The organism is Gordonia sp. SL306 (assembly GCF_026625785.1).
Taxonomy (GTDB): Bacteria; Actinomycetota; Actinomycetes; order Mycobacteriales; family Mycobacteriaceae; genus Gordonia.
Genome location: NZ_CP113063.1, coordinates 2,566,598 through 2,582,809, shown reverse-complemented (window position 1 = coordinate 2,582,809; position 16,212 = coordinate 2,566,598). Strand labels below are relative to the sequence as shown.

Annotated in this window: 16 protein-coding genes; 10 read left to right on the top strand and 6 right to left on the bottom strand. The window is 67.5% G+C overall.

Translation table 11 applies throughout. The features are described 5' to 3' along the window. Positions 1-45 precede the first annotated feature (45 nt). A complete protein-coding gene (locus OVA31_RS11735) occupies positions 46-618 on the top strand; it encodes a TIGR03086 family metal-binding protein (RefSeq protein WP_267631253.1) in 573 nt (190 codons plus the stop codon). Positions 619-726: 108 nt separating this feature from the next. On the opposite strand, the gene OVA31_RS11730 is transcribed toward OVA31_RS11735, so the two are convergent. Next, a complete protein-coding gene (locus OVA31_RS11730) occupies positions 727-2,166 on the bottom strand; it encodes a DHA2 family efflux MFS transporter permease subunit (RefSeq protein WP_267631252.1) in 1,440 nt (479 codons plus the stop codon). A gap of 93 nt (positions 2,167-2,259) precedes the next feature. On the opposite strand from OVA31_RS11730, the gene OVA31_RS11725 reads away from it, so the two are divergent. The 3 genes from OVA31_RS11725 to OVA31_RS11715 all read left to right on the top strand — a co-directional run bounded on the left by OVA31_RS11725 (position 2,260) and on the right by OVA31_RS11715 (position 4,432). After that, a complete protein-coding gene (locus OVA31_RS11725) occupies positions 2,260-2,733 on the top strand; it encodes a winged helix-turn-helix transcriptional regulator (protein ID WP_267631251.1) in 474 nt (157 codons plus the stop codon). Between the two features lie 42 nt (positions 2,734-2,775). Then, on the top strand, positions 2,776-3,468 hold the full coding sequence (locus OVA31_RS11720; protein ID WP_267631250.1) for an SDR family oxidoreductase: 693 nt from the start codon (positions 2,776-2,778) through the stop codon (positions 3,466-3,468). 85 nt (positions 3,469-3,553) lie between these two features. Next, positions 3,554-4,432 (top strand): TIGR03619 family F420-dependent LLM class oxidoreductase, encoded by an 879-nt coding sequence (locus tag OVA31_RS11715; RefSeq protein ID WP_267631249.1) that lies wholly within the window; start codon positions 3,554-3,556, stop codon positions 4,430-4,432. A gap of 6 nt (positions 4,433-4,438) precedes the next feature. Here the strand turns inward: OVA31_RS11715 and OVA31_RS11710 are convergent, their stop codons facing one another. From OVA31_RS11710 to OVA31_RS11700, 3 genes are all read right to left on the bottom strand, one after another. After that, positions 4,439-5,854, bottom strand: coding sequence for a phytoene desaturase family protein (locus OVA31_RS11710; RefSeq protein ID WP_267631248.1), 1,416 nt, complete (start codon positions 5,852-5,854; stop codon positions 4,439-4,441). Positions 5,855-5,858: 4 nt separating this feature from the next. After that, positions 5,859-6,362, bottom strand: a complete 504-nt coding sequence (locus OVA31_RS11705; protein WP_267631247.1) for a GtrA family protein — start codon at positions 6,360-6,362, stop codon at positions 5,859-5,861. A 74-nt stretch (positions 6,363-6,436) separates the two neighbouring features. After that, the gene (locus OVA31_RS11700) at positions 6,437-7,267 is read right to left on the bottom strand and encodes an aldo/keto reductase (RefSeq protein ID WP_267631246.1); all 831 of its coding nucleotides are present in this window, start codon (positions 7,265-7,267) and stop codon (positions 6,437-6,439) included. 67 nt (positions 7,268-7,334) lie between these two features. Between OVA31_RS11700 and OVA31_RS11695 the strand changes: the two genes are divergently transcribed. From OVA31_RS11695 to OVA31_RS11670, 6 genes are all read left to right on the top strand, one after another. Beyond that, on the top strand, positions 7,335-8,552 hold the full coding sequence (locus tag OVA31_RS11695) for a prolyl oligopeptidase family serine peptidase (protein ID WP_267631245.1): 1,218 nt from the start codon (positions 7,335-7,337) through the stop codon (positions 8,550-8,552). Positions 8,553-8,618: 66 nt separating this feature from the next. Beyond that, positions 8,619-10,154 (top strand): phytoene desaturase family protein, encoded by a 1,536-nt coding sequence (locus OVA31_RS11690; RefSeq protein ID WP_267631244.1) that lies wholly within the window; start codon positions 8,619-8,621, stop codon positions 10,152-10,154. Positions 10,155-10,252: 98 nt separating this feature from the next. Beyond that, entirely contained in the window at positions 10,253-11,671 is a 1,419-nt protein-coding gene (locus OVA31_RS11685) for an FAD-binding oxidoreductase (RefSeq protein ID WP_267631243.1), read from the top strand. A gap of 51 nt (positions 11,672-11,722) precedes the next feature. Then, positions 11,723-12,484 (top strand): decaprenylphospho-beta-D-erythro-pentofuranosid-2-ulose 2-reductase, encoded by a 762-nt coding sequence (locus OVA31_RS11680; RefSeq protein WP_267631242.1) that lies wholly within the window; start codon positions 11,723-11,725, stop codon positions 12,482-12,484. A 2-nt stretch (positions 12,485-12,486) separates the two neighbouring features. After that, positions 12,487-14,424: a galactan 5-O-arabinofuranosyltransferase gene (locus tag OVA31_RS11675; RefSeq protein WP_267631241.1), complete on the top strand. Its 1,938-nt coding sequence runs from the start codon at positions 12,487-12,489 to the stop codon at positions 14,422-14,424. A 13-nt stretch (positions 14,425-14,437) separates the two neighbouring features. Further along, the gene (locus OVA31_RS11670; RefSeq protein WP_267631240.1) at positions 14,438-15,199 is read left to right on the top strand and encodes an MBL fold metallo-hydrolase; all 762 of its coding nucleotides are present in this window, start codon (positions 14,438-14,440) and stop codon (positions 15,197-15,199) included. A 132-nt stretch (positions 15,200-15,331) separates the two neighbouring features. On the opposite strand, the gene OVA31_RS11665 is transcribed toward OVA31_RS11670, so the two are convergent. Together OVA31_RS11665 and OVA31_RS11660 are read right to left on the bottom strand one after the other, a co-directional pair. Next, positions 15,332-15,700 carry an ArsR/SmtB family transcription factor gene (locus OVA31_RS11665; RefSeq protein WP_267631239.1) on the bottom strand — a complete coding sequence of 123 codons (369 nt, stop codon included), beginning with the start codon at positions 15,698-15,700 and terminating at the stop codon, positions 15,332-15,334. Then, entirely contained in the window at positions 15,693-16,142 is a 450-nt protein-coding gene (locus OVA31_RS11660) for an SRPBCC domain-containing protein (RefSeq protein WP_267631238.1), read from the bottom strand. The genes OVA31_RS11665 and OVA31_RS11660 overlap by 8 nt, the downstream gene beginning before the upstream one ends. Positions 16,143-16,212: the final 70 nt, after the last annotated feature.

Below are 16,212 nucleotides of genomic sequence, written 5' to 3'. Positions count from 1 at the left end.
GACGATCTCGAGATGAGTCCAGGCGATTGTCCTGAGGTCGGACACTTGCGGACCGCCCTGAACGGTTATGCCGCACTGCTGGCCGCAGCGGCCGAGATCGATGGCTTCGATCGGCCGTCCGGCTGTGCCGGTTGGACGGTGGCCGATGTCGCCGACCACGTCATCACAGTCACCGAGAAGTTCACGAGATTCGCCGCCGGGGGCACCGACACCCCGCGGAGTGCGCCGGTCCGAATCGACCCGAGAGACCACCGCTACGCCTTCGACCGGGCTGCGCAGGCGAGCCTGGCCGCCTGGACCACCTGCGATCCTGGGCGGACGTGTCGGCTGCCGTTCGGCACCTTCAGCGCCGGGGAAGCGGCCGGGATCAACATGATGGATCTCCTCGTGCACGGGTGGGACGTCGCCGTCGGGATCGGTCTGTCCTACCGGATGCCCGAGCCATTGCTCCCCACGGCGATCACGACAGCACGCCGACTTGTGACCCCCGACTCCGTTGCGCGCGGGCTGTATTCGACGCCGATCGCCACGATCGGCCGGGAGGGCCAGGCTCTCTTGCTCGCCATCACGGGCCGACAACCGCTGGGACAGTATGAGAGGCAGAAGGGCAGCGAGTAGCGGCGAACTCCCCACCGCCGGTCGAGTAGCGGCGAACGAAGTGAGTCGCGTATCGAGACCTCCTGCGATTCCGGCGATCTCGATACGGCTCATCGCTGCGCTCGGTACCTACCCGACCGGCGATGAGGCCCGCCTCGGCGGGGTCATCCCCGGCGCGGCCAGCGCCCCGAGTAGTGCGACGGCGCCGAGGACCCACCACGCCTCTTGGAAAGCGCTGTGCGCCGCGGCATATCCGACCGGCGTGCCCAGGATCGCGACCAGCAGACTGACGCCGAGGGCCATCCCGATCTGACGGCTCATGTTGACAACTGCACTGCCGGTTGCCGCCTGGTGCAGAGGAAGATCCGCGGTGGCCGAGGACAGGATCGAGGGCAGTGCGAGACCCACGCCCACGCCACCGATCAGCCATCCGGGCAGGATCTCGGTCGCGTAGTCGGGAGTCTGGTCGACCGACATCGCGATCAGCACGCCGCCGAGTCCGAACAACAGACAGCCGGCCGCCACGATCGAGCCGACCGGCACCCGAGCGCTCAGCCGATGGGCGACGGCGGCGAAGATCGGCACCATCAGCGGTCCGGTGGACACCGCGAAACCCGTCTTGATCGCCGAGTATCCCCAGACCTGTTGCAGCCAGAGGATGTTCGCGAGCAGCGCGCCTGCGAACGGTATGGCGAACAGCACCGCGGTGATGTTCGCGAAGGTGAAGGCCCGCACGCGCAGGAGCGCCGGGTCGATGACCGGTTCGGGGTGCCGCGCCGAGCTGAGCACGAATCCGGCCAGGGTGACGGCGGCGATGATCCACGACCCGACGATCTTCGGGTCTGTCCATCCCCATTCACTGCCCTCGACCAGGCCGAGTGTCAACGCGCCGATGGAGACAGCGAGCAGGACCGCCCCGAGGAGGTCGGGAAGACCGGTGGCGGTGTCGTTTCGGGATCGTGACAGTACGACCGCGCCGGCGATCAGGGCTGCGACGCCGACCGGGACGTTCACCAGGAAGACCCATCGCCACGAGGCCTCGACGAGTAGCCCGCCGACGGCCGGGCCGAGCGCGGCCGCGAGTGCGCCGGTGGCCGCCCAGATCCGCACCGACCGCGCACGAAGTTCGGCGGGCATGGTGGAGACCACCAGGCCCAGGCTGGCCGGGGTCAGGATGGCCGCGCCGATCGCTTGGACGCAGCGGAACGCGACCAGCCACCACACTCCCTGCGCCGCAGCACATGCCACGCTGGCGACGGTGAAGATCGCCAGCCCGGTCAGGAATCCGCCCTTGCGTCCGTAGCGGTCGACGATTCGCCCTGCCGGCACCAGGAGCGCGGCGTAGATGATCGTGTAGGCGTTGAGCACCCACGACAGCTCGGACAGGCCGACGCCGTCGAAATCGCGACCGATGTCGTCAAAGGCCACGTTCACGATGAACACGTCGAGGCTGGCCATGAAAGCGGCAAGCGACAGGACGAGCAGCACCACCCCCGGCCGACGCGGCCCGGCGGGCGCGGCGGCCGGCGGGTGCGCCGAGGGGGAATCGGACCGGATCAGATCGGCCATATGCATCTCCAGGGGTGTCACCAGCTGGGTTGTTTGACGAAACCCAGCTAAGCAGAGTTGAGTTGTTTCATGCAACTCGCTACGGTGGTCGACATGCGACGTACCACTTTCACCGACATGAACTGTTCGGTCGCCCAGACGCTGGAGATCGTCGGGGAATGGTGGACACTGCTGATCATCCGGGACGCCCTGTTCGGCGTGACCCGGTTCGACGAGTTCTCGACCCGCCTCGGAATCGCCCGCAACGTCCTGACACAACGCCTCGACACCCTCGTCGAGCACGGCGTGCTGACCAAGGATCCCTACCAGGACAAGCCCGTGCGCTACGACTATCGCCTCACCGACAAGGGGCGGGATCTGTGGACCGTGGTCGCGGCCCTGCGTCAATGGGGCGACAAGTGGGCCGCCGACGACGGCGCACCGATCGTCACCACCCACCGCACCTGCGGGCACACGATGACGGTCGAGCCGGTGTGTTCCGAGTGCCACGAACCACTGGTGCCGGGCGCACTGCGCGTGCACCGAGGACCCGGTGCACGCGAGAACACCCCGTTCCCTCGCCACTGACGGCCCACAACGCCACAGTCACACCCCCACGAAAGGACCACCATGCAGATCGACGGCAGCACCCTCCTGATCACCGGCGCATCCAGCGGCCTCGGCGCCGAGTTCGTCACCGCGGCCCTCGACCGCGGCGCGGCGAAGGTCTACGCGGCGGCACGACGCGAGATCCGCCACCCCGATGCGCGGGTGGTAGCGCTCCACCTGGACGTGACCGACGCCGACAGCATCGCGGCGGCCGCGCACGCCGCCCCCGACGTCGACGTCCTGATCAACAACGCAGGCGTCCACGGCGCCACGTCACTGCTCACCTCACCGATCTCGGAAATCCGGGATGTCTTCGACACCAACGTCTTCGGCGTACTCGACATGACGCGGGCGTTCGCGCCGGTACTCGCGTCGCGTGGCGGAGGCGCCGTCGTCGACATCGCTTCGGCCCTCAGCTGGATCGCCACTCCGGGCGCGTACTCGCCGTCGAAGGCCGCACTGTGGGGGTTGACCAACAGCCTGCGCGCCGAGTTGGCCGGCCAGGGCACGCAGGTCCTCGGCGCGCATCTGTCCTACGCGTCGACACCCATGACCGAGAGCCTCACCGACGTACCCAAGCTCGCGCCGGACACCGTCGTCCGATACATCCTCGACGCCCTCGAGCAGGGCGCCGACGAGGCCATCGTCGACGACATCACCGCTGCGGTCCGGGCCTCACTCGCCACCAGCACCACCGCTGCGCTGGGTGCCTGACCACGCAATTCCGCACACCGGCAGACGGCGGAATTAGAACGTGTTCTACTCTTGGTGAAGACTGTCACACGTCCCGAGGAGCACGATGCGCTTCACCTTCGCCGAGGCAATGACCGACCCGACGTTCTACCCGCCGCTCGCCCAGGCGGCGGAGCAGGCGGGATACGCGGGTTTCACCATCCCGGACTCGCTGGCCTACCCCGAGGAATCGGACGCCACCTACCCCTACACCGAGGACGGGAACCGCGAGTTCCTCGAGGACAAGGCGTTCATCGAGACGTTCATCCAGGCCGCCGCGCTCGGCGCGGTGACCTCGACGATCCGTTTCACACCGTTTGTCGTGAAGCTCCCGGTCCGCCCGCCGGCCCTGGTGGCCAAGCAGGCGAGCTCGGTCGCGTTCCTCACCAACAACCGTTTCGCGATGGGTGTCGGCACCAGTCCCTGGCCCGAGGACTACGACTTCATGGGCGTGGACTTCAAACGCCGCGGCAAGCGCATGGACGAATGCATGGACATCATCCGGGGCCTCACCACGGGTGAGTACTTCGAGTTCCACGGCGAGTTCTATGACATCCCCAAGATCAAGATGTCGCCGGCCCCCACCGAGCCGATCCCGATGCTCGTCGGCGGTCACGCCGACCCGGCCCTGCGCCGGGCGGTCGTCCGCGGTGACGGCTGGATGCACGGCGGCGGCGACGGCGAGGAACTCGACGCGCTGATCGAGAAGATCGACGACATCCGCAAGGCGGAGGGAAAGCTCAACGACCCCTTCGAGATCCACGTGATCTCGGTCGACGCGTACTCGGTCGACGGATGCAAACGACTCGAGGACAAGGGCGTCACCGACGTGATCGTCGGGTTCCGGTTGCCCTACATCAAGGGCCCCGACACGGAGCCCCTGCAGAAGAAGATCGACCACTTGAACTGGTACGCGGAGAACGTCATCGCCAAGGTGAACGGTTGATCGCCGTCACCGATTGAGGTACCGCAACGCCGCCTCTGCGGCGTTGCGGCCGCACATCCCGTGCACCCCGCCACCGGGTGGGGTGGCGGACGAGCAGAGGTACACACCGGGCACCCCGGTGGCATACGGATTCGGCGACAGTCGCGGTCGCGCGATCAGATGGGTGAGATCGTTTCGTCCGCCCCCGATGTCGCCGCCCACGTGGTTGGCGTTCTTCTGTTGCAGCTGCGCAGGCGACGTGCTGATCGAGTCGACGACCTGCGCTCTGAACCCCGGCGCGAATCGTTCGATCTGCGCGGTCACCGCGGGCGTCGCATCTCCGGTGAACCCGTGCGGCACATGCGCGTAGGCCCAGAGCGGCCGCAATGAGCCGGTGGTGCGCGTCGGATCGGCCAGCCATTGCTGGCCCACCAGGGTGAAAGGGCGAGCCGGCATCCGGCCGGCGACGACATCGTTCTCCGCCGCGACGATCTCGTCGAAGGTGCCGCCGAGATGCACGGTGCCTGCGCGCCCGCAGTCGGGGTCGGACCAGCCGATGTCGCCGTCGACGAGGTAGTCGACCTTGAACGCCGCCGGACCGTGACGGTGCGCGAGGTAGCGCCGAAACCGGCGCCCCGACAATCGATCTGCGAGGATGCCGGCCGCCGCCGCAGGCATGACGTCGAGCAGCACCACGTCGGCCGAATCCACCTCGTCGAGGCTGGTCACCTCCTGGCCCGTGGTGATGGTGCCACCCGCATCGATGAGCGCCGAGGCCAATGCGGTGACGATGGCACCCGAACCGCCCTGCGCCACCGGCCAGCCATACCGATGACCGGCAGCGAGCAGGACCAGTCCCGGCGCGGCCGAACCCGGTCGATCGAGACGCGTGAAAGCGTGTGCGGCGACACCGCCGAAGAGTGCGCGGGCCTGCGCGCTGCGGAAGACCCGGGCCAGACCGGTCGCCGGATAGAGGGCGCGATGCCCGAACTCCGCCAGCTTGATCGGATGGCGCGGCATGGCCACGAGGGGACCGAGGAGGTCGTCGGCGAGGTCGTCGAAGTCCGCCGCGATCCCGCCGATCATGTCCCGCCAGGTCGCCCGGTCCTCACCCAGGCCATCGGCGGTGTCGGCGACCGACCGATGGAGCAGGGCGGCCCGGCCGTCGTCGAGCGGATGCGCGCAATCGATCTCCGGCCACCGCCATCGCAGACCGTGCTCGTCGAGGCCCAGACTCCGCAACGCGGGCGAGCCTGCGCCGATCGGATGGAACGCCGAGCACAGGTCGTGCACCACGCCGGGTCGCAGCAACTCTGCCGAGCGCGCGCCGCCACCGATGACATCCGCGGCCTCGATCACGTGGACCCGGCAACCCGCGCGGGCCAGTACGACCCCGGCGGTGAGACCGTTGGGCCCGCTTCCGACAACGACCGCGGAGGTCATCGCGTCAGCGGATCCGGAAGATGACCAGGCGTTGCACGATGAAGTTGATGACCGTCGCGGTGCCCTGCGCGATGACATAGGCGGCGAAGCTGTAGACGATCGTCTGCGGCCACAGGTGCGAGCACCAGGTGTACAGACCGACGTTGACGAAGAACGTCACACCGTAGAGCGCCGCCACCGCCACGAACCGCAACGCGCTCGGCTCGGCCTCGAACGTCCAGCGACGATTCAGCAGATATGCGGTGGTGGTGCCGAGGATGAAGCCGAACGACTTGGCGATCCAGAACGGCGTGCCGACCACGTATTGGAGGAGCAGGGTCAGCCCGAAGTCGAGAACCCCGGACCCTGCGCCGGTGATGGCGAATCGGATGATCTGTGTCTTCAGGTCGACATTCGTCGACGCCTCACCATCGCTGAACGGCAGCTCCAGGGGCGTCGGAGCATGGCGGGTGGTGAAATCCTCATGGCGCGGATGTTCGTCCCCTGCGCCGGACTCGGGTCGAGACACGCCTGCAACCCTAGTCCAGCCGTCGATCGGATGGCCGACGGTGGCCCCGGTCCCCAGAACTCTGGCCCCGGTCCCTAGAACTCTTCCTCGACGTCGGAATCGCGTGCGGCCTTCTCACCCCGATCGAGTTCGGCCAGCGCGGCCAGGTCGTCGGGCTCGAACGCGAAGTCGAAGAGATCTGAGTTCTCGATCTGACGGCCGGCGTGCGACGACTTCGGCACCACGCTGATCCCCTGTTGGACCGCCCACCGAAGCGCGATCTGAGTCGGCGACTTGCCGTACTTGCGCGCCAGCCGGATCACCGCCGGCTCACCCAGCATGCCCTCCTTGCGCCCGGTCGGGTGCCATGCTTGGGCATGAATCCCGTTCTCCGTCATGAATTCCCGCAGTTCCGTGCGCGCCAGCGCCGGCGAGCACTGGATCTGGTTGAGCGCGGGCCAGCGGCCCGTCTCGTCGTAGAGCGACTGCAGTTGGTGCTGTGTGAAGTTCGAGACGCCCGCGGTGCGGATGAAACCCTCGTCGGCCAGTGTCAGCAGCGCCTTCCACGACTCGACCGTGCGGCCGAGACTCGGGCAGGGCCAATGGATCAGGTAGATGTCGATGTGGTCGACGGCCAGACGTCGCGCACTGTCCTGCGCCGCGTTGATCGCCTCGTCGAATCCCTGGTCCCCGCCCCCGAGTTTGGTCTGTACCACCACGTCGTCGCGGGGGACCCCGGACTGCCGCAGACCCATCCCGACGCTGCGCTCGTTGCTGTACCGGCTCGCCGTGTCGATCATCCGATACCCCGACCGCAGGGCTCCGGCGACGGCGGACACACTCGGTCGCCCCAGCAAGCCCGACGTCCCGAGTCCGACCATCGGGATCACGTATCCGTTGTTCAGCTTCACTGACGGAATGTCCACCCACCAAGGATAGGCGTATCGGGGCATCTCGGTGAGGCGGTCGAAGACGTGATCTACGCTGCCGTTCATGAAGTCTCGCTCGCTGCGCCGGGGCGCCGCCGCAACCATCGTCGCCCTCGCCGTCGCCGGCGCCGCCTGGGCCGCGTCTCCGTCGGCCGTCGCCGCCCCGGAACCGGGCACCGCACCGCCGCAGTGGTCGGGTCTGGACGTCCGCGATTACCCGGGCCCGGTACCGACCAAGGCGGGAACGCTCATCTCGCAGGTGCCCCTCGAGGCCGGGCTGAGTGTGCCGGGGGCTGCGAAGGCATACCGGATCCATTACGCGACGCCCGATCAGCACAACCGCCCCGCATCCAGCACCGGTGCCGTGTTCGTGCCCGGTGGAACACCGCCGCCCGGCGGCTGGCCGATGATCGCGTGGGCGCACGGCACCACCGGCCTCGGCGACAGCTGCACCCCGTCGGCGCAGCCCCGCAGCGCACGCGACGCTGCCTACCTTGGACACTGGCTACGCCAGGGGTATGCCGTGGTGGCGACCGATTACGTCGGCCTCGGCACACCCGGGTTGATGAGTTACCTCAATGGGGAGTCGGAGGCGCATTCGATCGTCGACTCGGTGAAGGCCGCACGACAGATGGCCCTCCCCCTCGCGTCACGATGGGCCATCGTCGGCCAGTCCCAGGGCGCGGGGGCCGCGCTCGGCGGCGCCCGGCGGGCAACCGAACTGTCCGCGGGCAGCGGCCTGGACTATCGCGGCGTGGTGGCCACCGGCACGCCGGCGAACATCGAGTTGCTCCTCGGTCTCGGTGGGCCCGCGTTCCCGCCGGTGACCCTGCCGGCCGCGCTCAACACATATGCCGCCTACATCCTGGCCGGTTTCGCCGACGCCCGACCGGATCTCGACCCGATGTCGATCATGACCCCGACGGGCCGCCGACTGATCGGTGCTGCACGGACCCTGTGCTATCCGGAGATGACCGCCCTCATGAAGGGGCGCGATCTGCGGACCATGTTCCGCAAACCGATCTCGTCGCTCCCGGGCGGACAGGCGGCACTGACCCGGTACATGGGCACCCCCTACTCCGGCTACGACCGGCCGATCTTCCTCGGGCAGGGTCTCCTCGACACCGATGTGCCTGCGCCGTCGGCACTCTCGCTGTATGGCCAGATGCGCGCCAACGGCCAGCCAGTCGAGTTGCACGTCTACCCGGACAAGGACCATTCCGGCACGGTTATCGCATCGATGGTCGACTCGACGCCGTTCCTGGCGCGCATCATGCGCTGATCGGTGTCGCACCACGTGCCGTGAACCCCGCCCGCCGCGTGCAGCGATCTGCGAGGCTGGACGGTGATGACCTACGACGACATCATCATCGGTGCCGGACACAACGGACTGACCGCGGCCGCGTATCTCGCAGCCGCCGGACGCTCGGTACTGGTGCTCGAGCGGGCCGATCACGTCGGCGGCGCCGCGGTGTCGGCGATGCCGTTCCCCGGGCTACCCGCCCGCGTCTCCCGCTACTCATATCTGGTGTCACTCCTGCCCCGGGAGATCATCGCCGACCTCGAACTCGACATCCGGCTGATCCGACGGCGTTTCTCCTCGTACACCCCGCTCCCGGCCGACCCCGCCACCGGCATCCTCGTCGACAACGAGGACACCGCGGCGACCGCCGCATCCTTTCGGCGCGCCACCGGCTCCGAGGCGGCGTTCACCGCGTGGGAGTCGTTCGGCACCCGGATGGGCACCATCGCGCAGCGGGTCTTCCCGACGATGATCGAACCGCTCCGCTCGGCCGAGCAGATGCGCGACCTGGTGGTCGGTACCGACACCTCGGATGCCGAGATCTGGGAGATGCTCACGTCACGTCCGCTCGGCGAGCTCCTCGGACAGTACTTCGACGACGACGTGGTGCGCGGCATCGCGGCCACCGACGGACTCATCGGCACCTTCGCCGACCTCGACGAATCGGCGCTGCGGCAGAACATCTGCTTCCTCTACCACCTGATCGGCGGTGGGACCGGCGACTGGGATGTGCCGGTCGGCGGGATGGGTGCGGTGTCCGGCGCGCTCTATCAGGCGGCGGCCGCGGCGGGCGCCGAGATCCGCACCGGCGTCCGGGTGCTCGGCGTCGACCCGTCGGACGGGACCGTCGAACTCGCCGACCGACGCGTGACCGGGTCCATGCTCTACGCCGCCTGCGCGCCACAGGTGATCAACGGCCTCCTCGACGACCCCGTCGACACCGAGGCTGACCCGAAGGGTTCGCAGCTGAAGATCAACCTCCTGCTCGAGCGTCTGCCGCGCCTGTGCGACACGTCGACGTCGCCGGAGGCCGCGTTCGCCGGCACCTTCCACATCAACGAATCCGCGAGCCAGCTGCGGATCGCGTGGCAGCAGGCCGACCGCGGCCAGGTGCCCGAACTGCCGCCGTGCGAGATCTACTGCCACACACTCTCGGACGGCTCGATCCTCGGCCCCGAGCTCGAGGGCAGACACACTCTGACGCTGTTCGCCCTGCACATGCCCCCGGAGGTGTTCGACGCACCCGGTGCCGTCGAGCACGCGGTGGGCGCCACCCTCGCATCGTTGAACTCCGTCCTCGCCGAGCCCATCCAGTCGGTCATCGCCCACGACGTGACCGGCAATCCCTGCATCGAGGTCAAGACCCCGCAGGATCTCGAGGAGAGCCTCGGCCTGCCCGGCGGCAACATCTTTCACCGCAGCCTCCAGTGGCCGTGGGCCGAGTCGGAGTCCGAGGTCGGCTCCTGGGGCGTGGAGACCCGGCATCCGCGACTCCTGCTCTGCGGCGCCGGTGCACGGCGCGGCGGCGGGGTGAGCGGCATCCCGGGCCACAATGCGGCGGCGAGAACGCTCCGCGGATAGCGATCCGGGGCAACCGTCGCAGATGCACACCCGTCCCTCAGCGTTTTCTCACCGTGAGGGCTCTGTGCCCGCGCACCGTGCAGGTACCCTCATGAGCGATGTCTACAGAAGAGCTGTTGCCGATCGAGACCCGCAAACTGATGGGGTGGGGACGCACGATGCCCATTCAGGGCCACGTGCTGGCGACCCCATACCCCGAGGTCATCGCCGAGGCGGTGGCGCGAGTTGCCGACCAGAATGCCGACAAACCCGACTATCTGAAGCGCGGCGTGATCGCCCGCGGACTCGGTCGCTCCTACGGTGAGAACGCACAGAACGCCGGTGGCCTGACCATCGACATGTCGCTGCTCAACCGGATCTACTCGATCGACCCCGACACCGCCATCGTCGACGTCGACGCCGGCGTAGATCTGGACACCCTGATGCGCAAGGCCCTGCCACACGGTCTGTGGGTCCCGGTTCTGCCGGGCACGAGACAGGTGACCGTCGGCGGCGCGATCGGCTGCGACATCCACGGCAAGAACCACCACAGCGCGGGCAGCTTCGGCAACCACGTGGTCGAGGTCACGTTGCTGCTCGCCAGCGGGAAGATCATCACGATCACCCCGGACGGCACCGACGACGATCCCGACGCCTCGATCTTCTGGGCCACCGTCGGCGGCATCGGCCTGACCGGCATCATCCTGCGGGCGAAGATCAGGATGACCCGTACCGAGTCGGCGTACTTCATCGCCGACGGCACGGTCACCTCCACACTCGACGAGACCATCGCCCTGCATCAGGACGGCAGCGAGTCGAACTACACCTACAGCTCCGGCTGGTTCGACGCGATCAGCAAGCCCCCGAAGCTCGGGCGCGGCACCTTCTCCCGCGGTTCGCTCGCCACCCTGGATCAGCTGCCGCCGGAACTGGCCAAGGACCCGTTGAAGTTCGACGCCCCGACGCTGATGAACTTCCCCGACATCTTCCCCAACGGGCTGGCCAACAAGTTCGACTTCTCCATCGTCGGCGAGGCCTACTACCGCATGGGCGGCAACTACACCGGCAAGATCCAGAATCTGACGCAGTTCTATCACCCGCTGGATCTGTTCGGGAACTGGAATCGGGCCTACGGCTCCAAGGGATTCCTTCAGTACCAGTTCATCGTCCCGCCCGAGGCCGTCGAGGAGTTCAAGCAGATCATCATCGACATCCAGGCATCCGGACACGTCAGCTTCCTCAACGTGTTCAAACTGTTCGGCCCGGGAAATCAGGCGCCACTGTCGTTCCCGATGGCCGGATGGAACATCTGCGTCGACTTCCCCATCAAGAAAGGCCTCGCCGAGTTCTGCAACGAACTCGACCGGCGGGTCATGTCGATCGGTGGCCGCCTCTACACCGCAAAGGATTCGCGCACCTCGGCGGAGACCTTCCACGCGATGTATCCGAGGGTCGACGAGTGGATCTCGACGCGACGCCGTGTCGATCCGGAGCGGGTGTTCATGTCCGACATGGGCCGCCGCCTCGAACTCGTCTGAACAAGCCCGAACTACCAGGGCCACAATGCTTCCCAAAGGAGAAATGACACCATGATCAATGCCGTCGGCGTGCCGCGGTCCGTCCTCGTGCTGGGCGGGAGTTCCGAGATCGGGCTGGCCATCACCGAGGAGTACCTGAAGAAGGGCCCGATGCGGGTGGTGCTGGCCACCGTCCCCGGCGACCCGGCGGCCGCGGCCGCTGCCGAGAAGATGACCAAGGCCGGCGCGTCGAGTGTCGAGCAGATCGACTTCGACGCCCTCGCCCCGGACACTCATCCGGCCGTGCTCGACAAGGCCTTCGCCGGCGGCGACATCGACGTCGCGATCGTCGCATTCGGTATCCAACCCGACGACGAGAAGGCCTGGCAGGACCAGAAGGTCGCGGTCACCGAGGTGGGGATCAACTACACCGCCGCAGTGTCGGTTGGCGTGTTGCTGGGCGAGAAGATGCGCGCACAGGGATTCGGGCAGATCATCGCGATGAGCTCGGTCGCCGGAGAACGGGTGCGCCGCAGCAACTTCGTCTACGGCTCCACCAAGGCCGGCCTCGACGGCTTCTACCTCGGACTCGGTGACGCATTGCGCCCGTTCGGCATCCGCGTCCTGGTCATCCGGCCGGGACAGGTCCGGACCCGCCTCTCGGCGCATGTGAAGGAGGCGCCGATGACGGTCGAAAAAGAGGACGTCGGACGCCTGGCCGTCGCGGCCGCCGACAAGGGCAAGGAAATCGTCTGGGCGCCCGGGCCGTTCCGCTTCGTGATGATCATCCTGCGGCACATCCCGCGCCCGATCTTCCGTCGACTGCCCATCTGAGAATGGGGATCCCCGCTCGCCGCGCCCGCGACGTCGGAGAACTCGTCGTCGGTGCGATCGTCGCCGTTCTGATCGCCTACCTCGGTCTCAAGATCATCGGGGCTGTCGACTGGCCCGCGTTCAACTCGTCCAACGTGAGTCGGGCGCTCACCACCGTCGGCCAGGTGGTCGCCGTCGCGCTGCTGGTGATCGCCGTCATCCTCCATCGCGGCGGCCGTGCCCGATGGCTGACCAGCCTCCTGTCGGTGGTCGCGTCGGCCGGTCTGGTGACGGTCACGCTCGGCATGCCACTGGGCGCCACCAAGCTCTATCTGTTCGGCCTCTCGGTGGATCAGGAGTTCCGCACCGAGTACCTGACCAGGATGACGAGCAGCCCCCGGCTGGCCGACATGACCTACATCGACCTGCCGCCGTACTACCCGGCCGGCTGGTTCTGGTGGGGCGGGCGGTTCGCCGATGTCGAGGGCCTTCCCGGCTGGGAGGCCTACAAACCGTGGGCGATCATCTCGATGTCGGTGGCCGCGGCGGTCGGCATCCTGCTGTGGACCCGGATGGTCGGCGCGAACCGCGGGATCCCGATCGCGCTCGCGGTCACCACCATCACCCTCATGTACGCCTCCCCGGAGCCGTACGCGGCGGTGCTGGTCATGATCGGCACGCCGATGCTCATCACGTTGCTCTGCGCGCTACGCGGCCGATCGCGCATCGCCGACGGCCCGGTGGGCGGTTTCCGGCGCGGGACGAGTTGGCCTGCCGTGGTCGCCGCGGGTGCGTTCTTCGGCCTCAGCGCCACCTTCTACACCCTCTACACCGGTCTGTTCGCCCTCACGGCGGCCCTGATGGCTCTCTATCTGATCGGCCAGGCATGGTTCGGCGCATCCAACAAGGCCGTCCCCGACCAGGCCGTCTCCGCCCGAAGGCGTTCGACGATCGGTGCGATCATCGGCCGACTGGTGTCGGTGGGCGCGATCGCCGGACTCATCGCGTTGCTGGTGTGGGCGCCGTACCTGTGGTCGAGGGTCCGCAGTGAACCGGCCAGCGGTGGTACCGCCGAGCACTACCTGCCCGAGCGCGGCTCCATCCTGCCGCTGCCGTTCTTCCACTTCACCCTCGTCGGGATCATCACCTTCATCGGACTGATCTGGCTCCTGCTGCGTTTCCGGAAACGAACGATCGCCCTCGCGCTGGGCTTGACGGTGTTGACCGTCTACCTGTTCTGCCTGCTGTCGATGCTGCTCACCGCCGCGGGCACCACGCTTCTCTCGTTCCGTCTCGATCCGATCCTCGATGCGACTCTCGGCGCCGCGGGTGTGCTCGGTGTGGCAGAGGTGTCGCGGTGGGCGGTCGGTAAATTCGGCGATGTCCGGTTCGCGATCGGTGCCGTCGCAGCGATCTCCGCCATCGCCCTCGCCCAGGGCGTGCCGGGTTATCTCTCCACCGAGATCACCACCGCCTACACCGACACCGACGGCTACGGGAAACGTGCCGATCAGCGGCCGCCGGGCGCCGAATCGTACTTCCCCGAGATCAATCGACTCATCCACCGACAGACCGGCCGACCGGCCGATCAGAACGTGGTCCTCACCGCCGACTACGGATTCCTCTCCATCTACCCGTACTGGGGTTTCCAGGGTCTGACGTCGCACTACGCAAACCCGTTGGCCCAGTTCGACAAGCGCGCGGCCACGATCGCGCGGTGGTCTGAATCGACGACGCCCGACCAGATGATCAGAAAACTCGACCGGTCACCGTGGAAGCCGCCGAATGTCTTCCTGTTCCGCTATGGCGCAGACGGTTACACACTGAGGTTGGCAAAGGATGTCTATCCGAACGACCCGAACGTCAGCCGGTACTCGGTCACGTTCGATCCCGCGGTGTTCGCCGATCCACGGTTCGCGGTGACCGAGGTCGGCCCGTTCGTGGTGGTGGTCCGGCGATGATCGTGGGTCAGGAGTGATCGTGCCGAAGAGCAAGTTCCTGATCAGCCGGGTCGACGCCGGATCGTCGTCGGCCTTCCTGGTGCACACCGACGTCGTGAACTGGGTTCTGCTCCAAGAGGGTTCGGGCATCACCCTGATCGACGGCGGATACCCGGGCCAGGCCTCCGAGGTGGTGGAGTCGATCCGTCACATCGGCGGACGCCCCGAGGACATCCGAGGGGCTCTGCTGACCCATGCCCACGTCGATCACCTCGGCGGACTGGTGCCCCTGAGCGAGCAGTACGGATTCGACGTCTACATGGATCCGGTCGAGGTGGCACACGCCCGACGTGAGTACCTCCAGCAGGCCGGCCCCCTCGACATCCTGCCGATCGCGTACCGGCCACGTGTCCTTCGTTGGCTGGCCGCGGTCACCCCGCTCGGAGTGTTGAGCCGCAAGGGAATCGACGGCGCCAAGCCGTTCGGAACCCCGCTCGATCTACCCGGCGGTCCGACTCCGGTTGCCGCGCACGGTCATACCGACGGACACAGCGCCTATCTCGTCGCCGACGGTACCGTCCTGGTGTCCGGTGATGCGCTGGTCAGCGGGCATCCGATCTCGGCAATCGCGGGTCCGCAATGTATCTCGGATGCCTTTCAGCACGACGTCGAGACGGCGCGGCGGACCGTCGAATCGTTCACCCGGCTCGACGCGAACGTCCTGTTCCCCGGCCACGGACCGCGATACGACGGTTCCGTCGCGGATGCCGCCCGACGAGCGCTCGACGTGTCCTGAGCGGTTGCTCCGCGATTTTGGAGCGGTTGCTCCGGCGTCCTGAAAACCGCCCCAGGAAAGCACCCTCCGGGCGGCCACCGATCGGGATACGTCGATGGGAGCTCTCCGGCGGGCGGTTTCCTGGGGCGGTTTTCAGGGGCGGCCGTCCTCGGCGATCGACCTGATCCGGTCGAGGCGGCGGTCCCAGCCACGCGCGATGGCATCGAGTTGTCGGGCGACCTGGCTCAGCCGCGCGCCCACCGGCTCGTAACGGAGCTCCCGGCCGGCCTTGGCCGAGCTGACCAGCCCCACCTCCTCCAGCACGCGAAGGTGTTTCGCGATCGCCTGTCTGGTGATGGGCAGTTCGGCCGCCAGCGCCGACGCCGACGCCGGGGACCCGGAGAGCGTCACGAGGATCTGCCACCGACTGTCGTCGGCGAGCGCCGCGAACAGATCGACCGGCGCGGCGTCGACGAAATGCCCCGTCGCTTCGCTCGCCCCGGCCGGATCCCCATCAGGCACGGGCAGCGGCCCCGGTGAGATGGGCGCGAGCCAGATCCAGCTCGATGCCCCACCCCTGGGTGTGGTCGTCGAATCGCGAGCGGCGATCGGCCTCCGGCTCGGAGAGCGACCCGAAGCCCGACTCGGCGACCTTGAGTACGACGCCCGTCTCCGCCTGGGTGACCCAGAACTCCACCAGCGTCGACGAACTCGACAGGTCGTCGGCGTCGATGTGCCAGCGGAAGGCTGCGTAGTTCGGTTCGTCGAGTGTCACCGTCCGAAAGGCGAACCGACCGTGGTCGGGGTCGGTGACGTACGAGATATCGCCGTCGCGACTGATCTGATGATCGAGAATCTTCTGATCGTTGATGTACCAGCCCGGCTCGCTGACCAACGCCCAGACACGGTCGGCGGGTGCGTCGATGCTGATCTCGCGTTCGATGCGATCGAATTGGGTGTCCATGGTGTCCTCCTCGGGACTCGTCGGTTGTGCAACTCGATAGTTGCACACACGGCGGTTGTCTGCAACCCCT

Coding starts and splice junctions, on each gene's coding strand:
- OVA31_RS11730 (WP_267631252.1), bottom strand. CDS start 2,166: ATGGCCGATCTGATCCGGTCCGATTCCCCCTCGGCGCACCCGCCGGCC.
- OVA31_RS11725 (WP_267631251.1), top strand. CDS start 2,260: ATGCGACGTACCACTTTCACCGACATGAACTGTTCGGTCGCCCAGACG.
- OVA31_RS11720 (WP_267631250.1), top strand. CDS start 2,776: ATGCAGATCGACGGCAGCACCCTCCTGATCACCGGCGCATCCAGCGGC.
- OVA31_RS11715 (WP_267631249.1), top strand. CDS start 3,554: ATGCGCTTCACCTTCGCCGAGGCAATGACCGACCCGACGTTCTACCCG.
- OVA31_RS11710 (WP_267631248.1), bottom strand. CDS start 5,854: ATGACCTCCGCGGTCGTTGTCGGAAGCGGGCCCAACGGTCTCACCGCC.
- OVA31_RS11695 (WP_267631245.1), top strand. CDS start 7,335: ATGAAGTCTCGCTCGCTGCGCCGGGGCGCCGCCGCAACCATCGTCGCC.
- OVA31_RS11690 (WP_267631244.1), top strand. CDS start 8,619: ATGACCTACGACGACATCATCATCGGTGCCGGACACAACGGACTGACC.
- OVA31_RS11685 (WP_267631243.1), top strand. CDS start 10,253: ATGTCTACAGAAGAGCTGTTGCCGATCGAGACCCGCAAACTGATGGGG.
- OVA31_RS11680 (WP_267631242.1), top strand. CDS start 11,723: ATGATCAATGCCGTCGGCGTGCCGCGGTCCGTCCTCGTGCTGGGCGGG.
- OVA31_RS11675 (WP_267631241.1), top strand. CDS start 12,487: ATGGGGATCCCCGCTCGCCGCGCCCGCGACGTCGGAGAACTCGTCGTC.
- OVA31_RS11660 (WP_267631238.1), bottom strand. CDS start 16,142: ATGGACACCCAATTCGATCGCATCGAACGCGAGATCAGCATCGACGCA.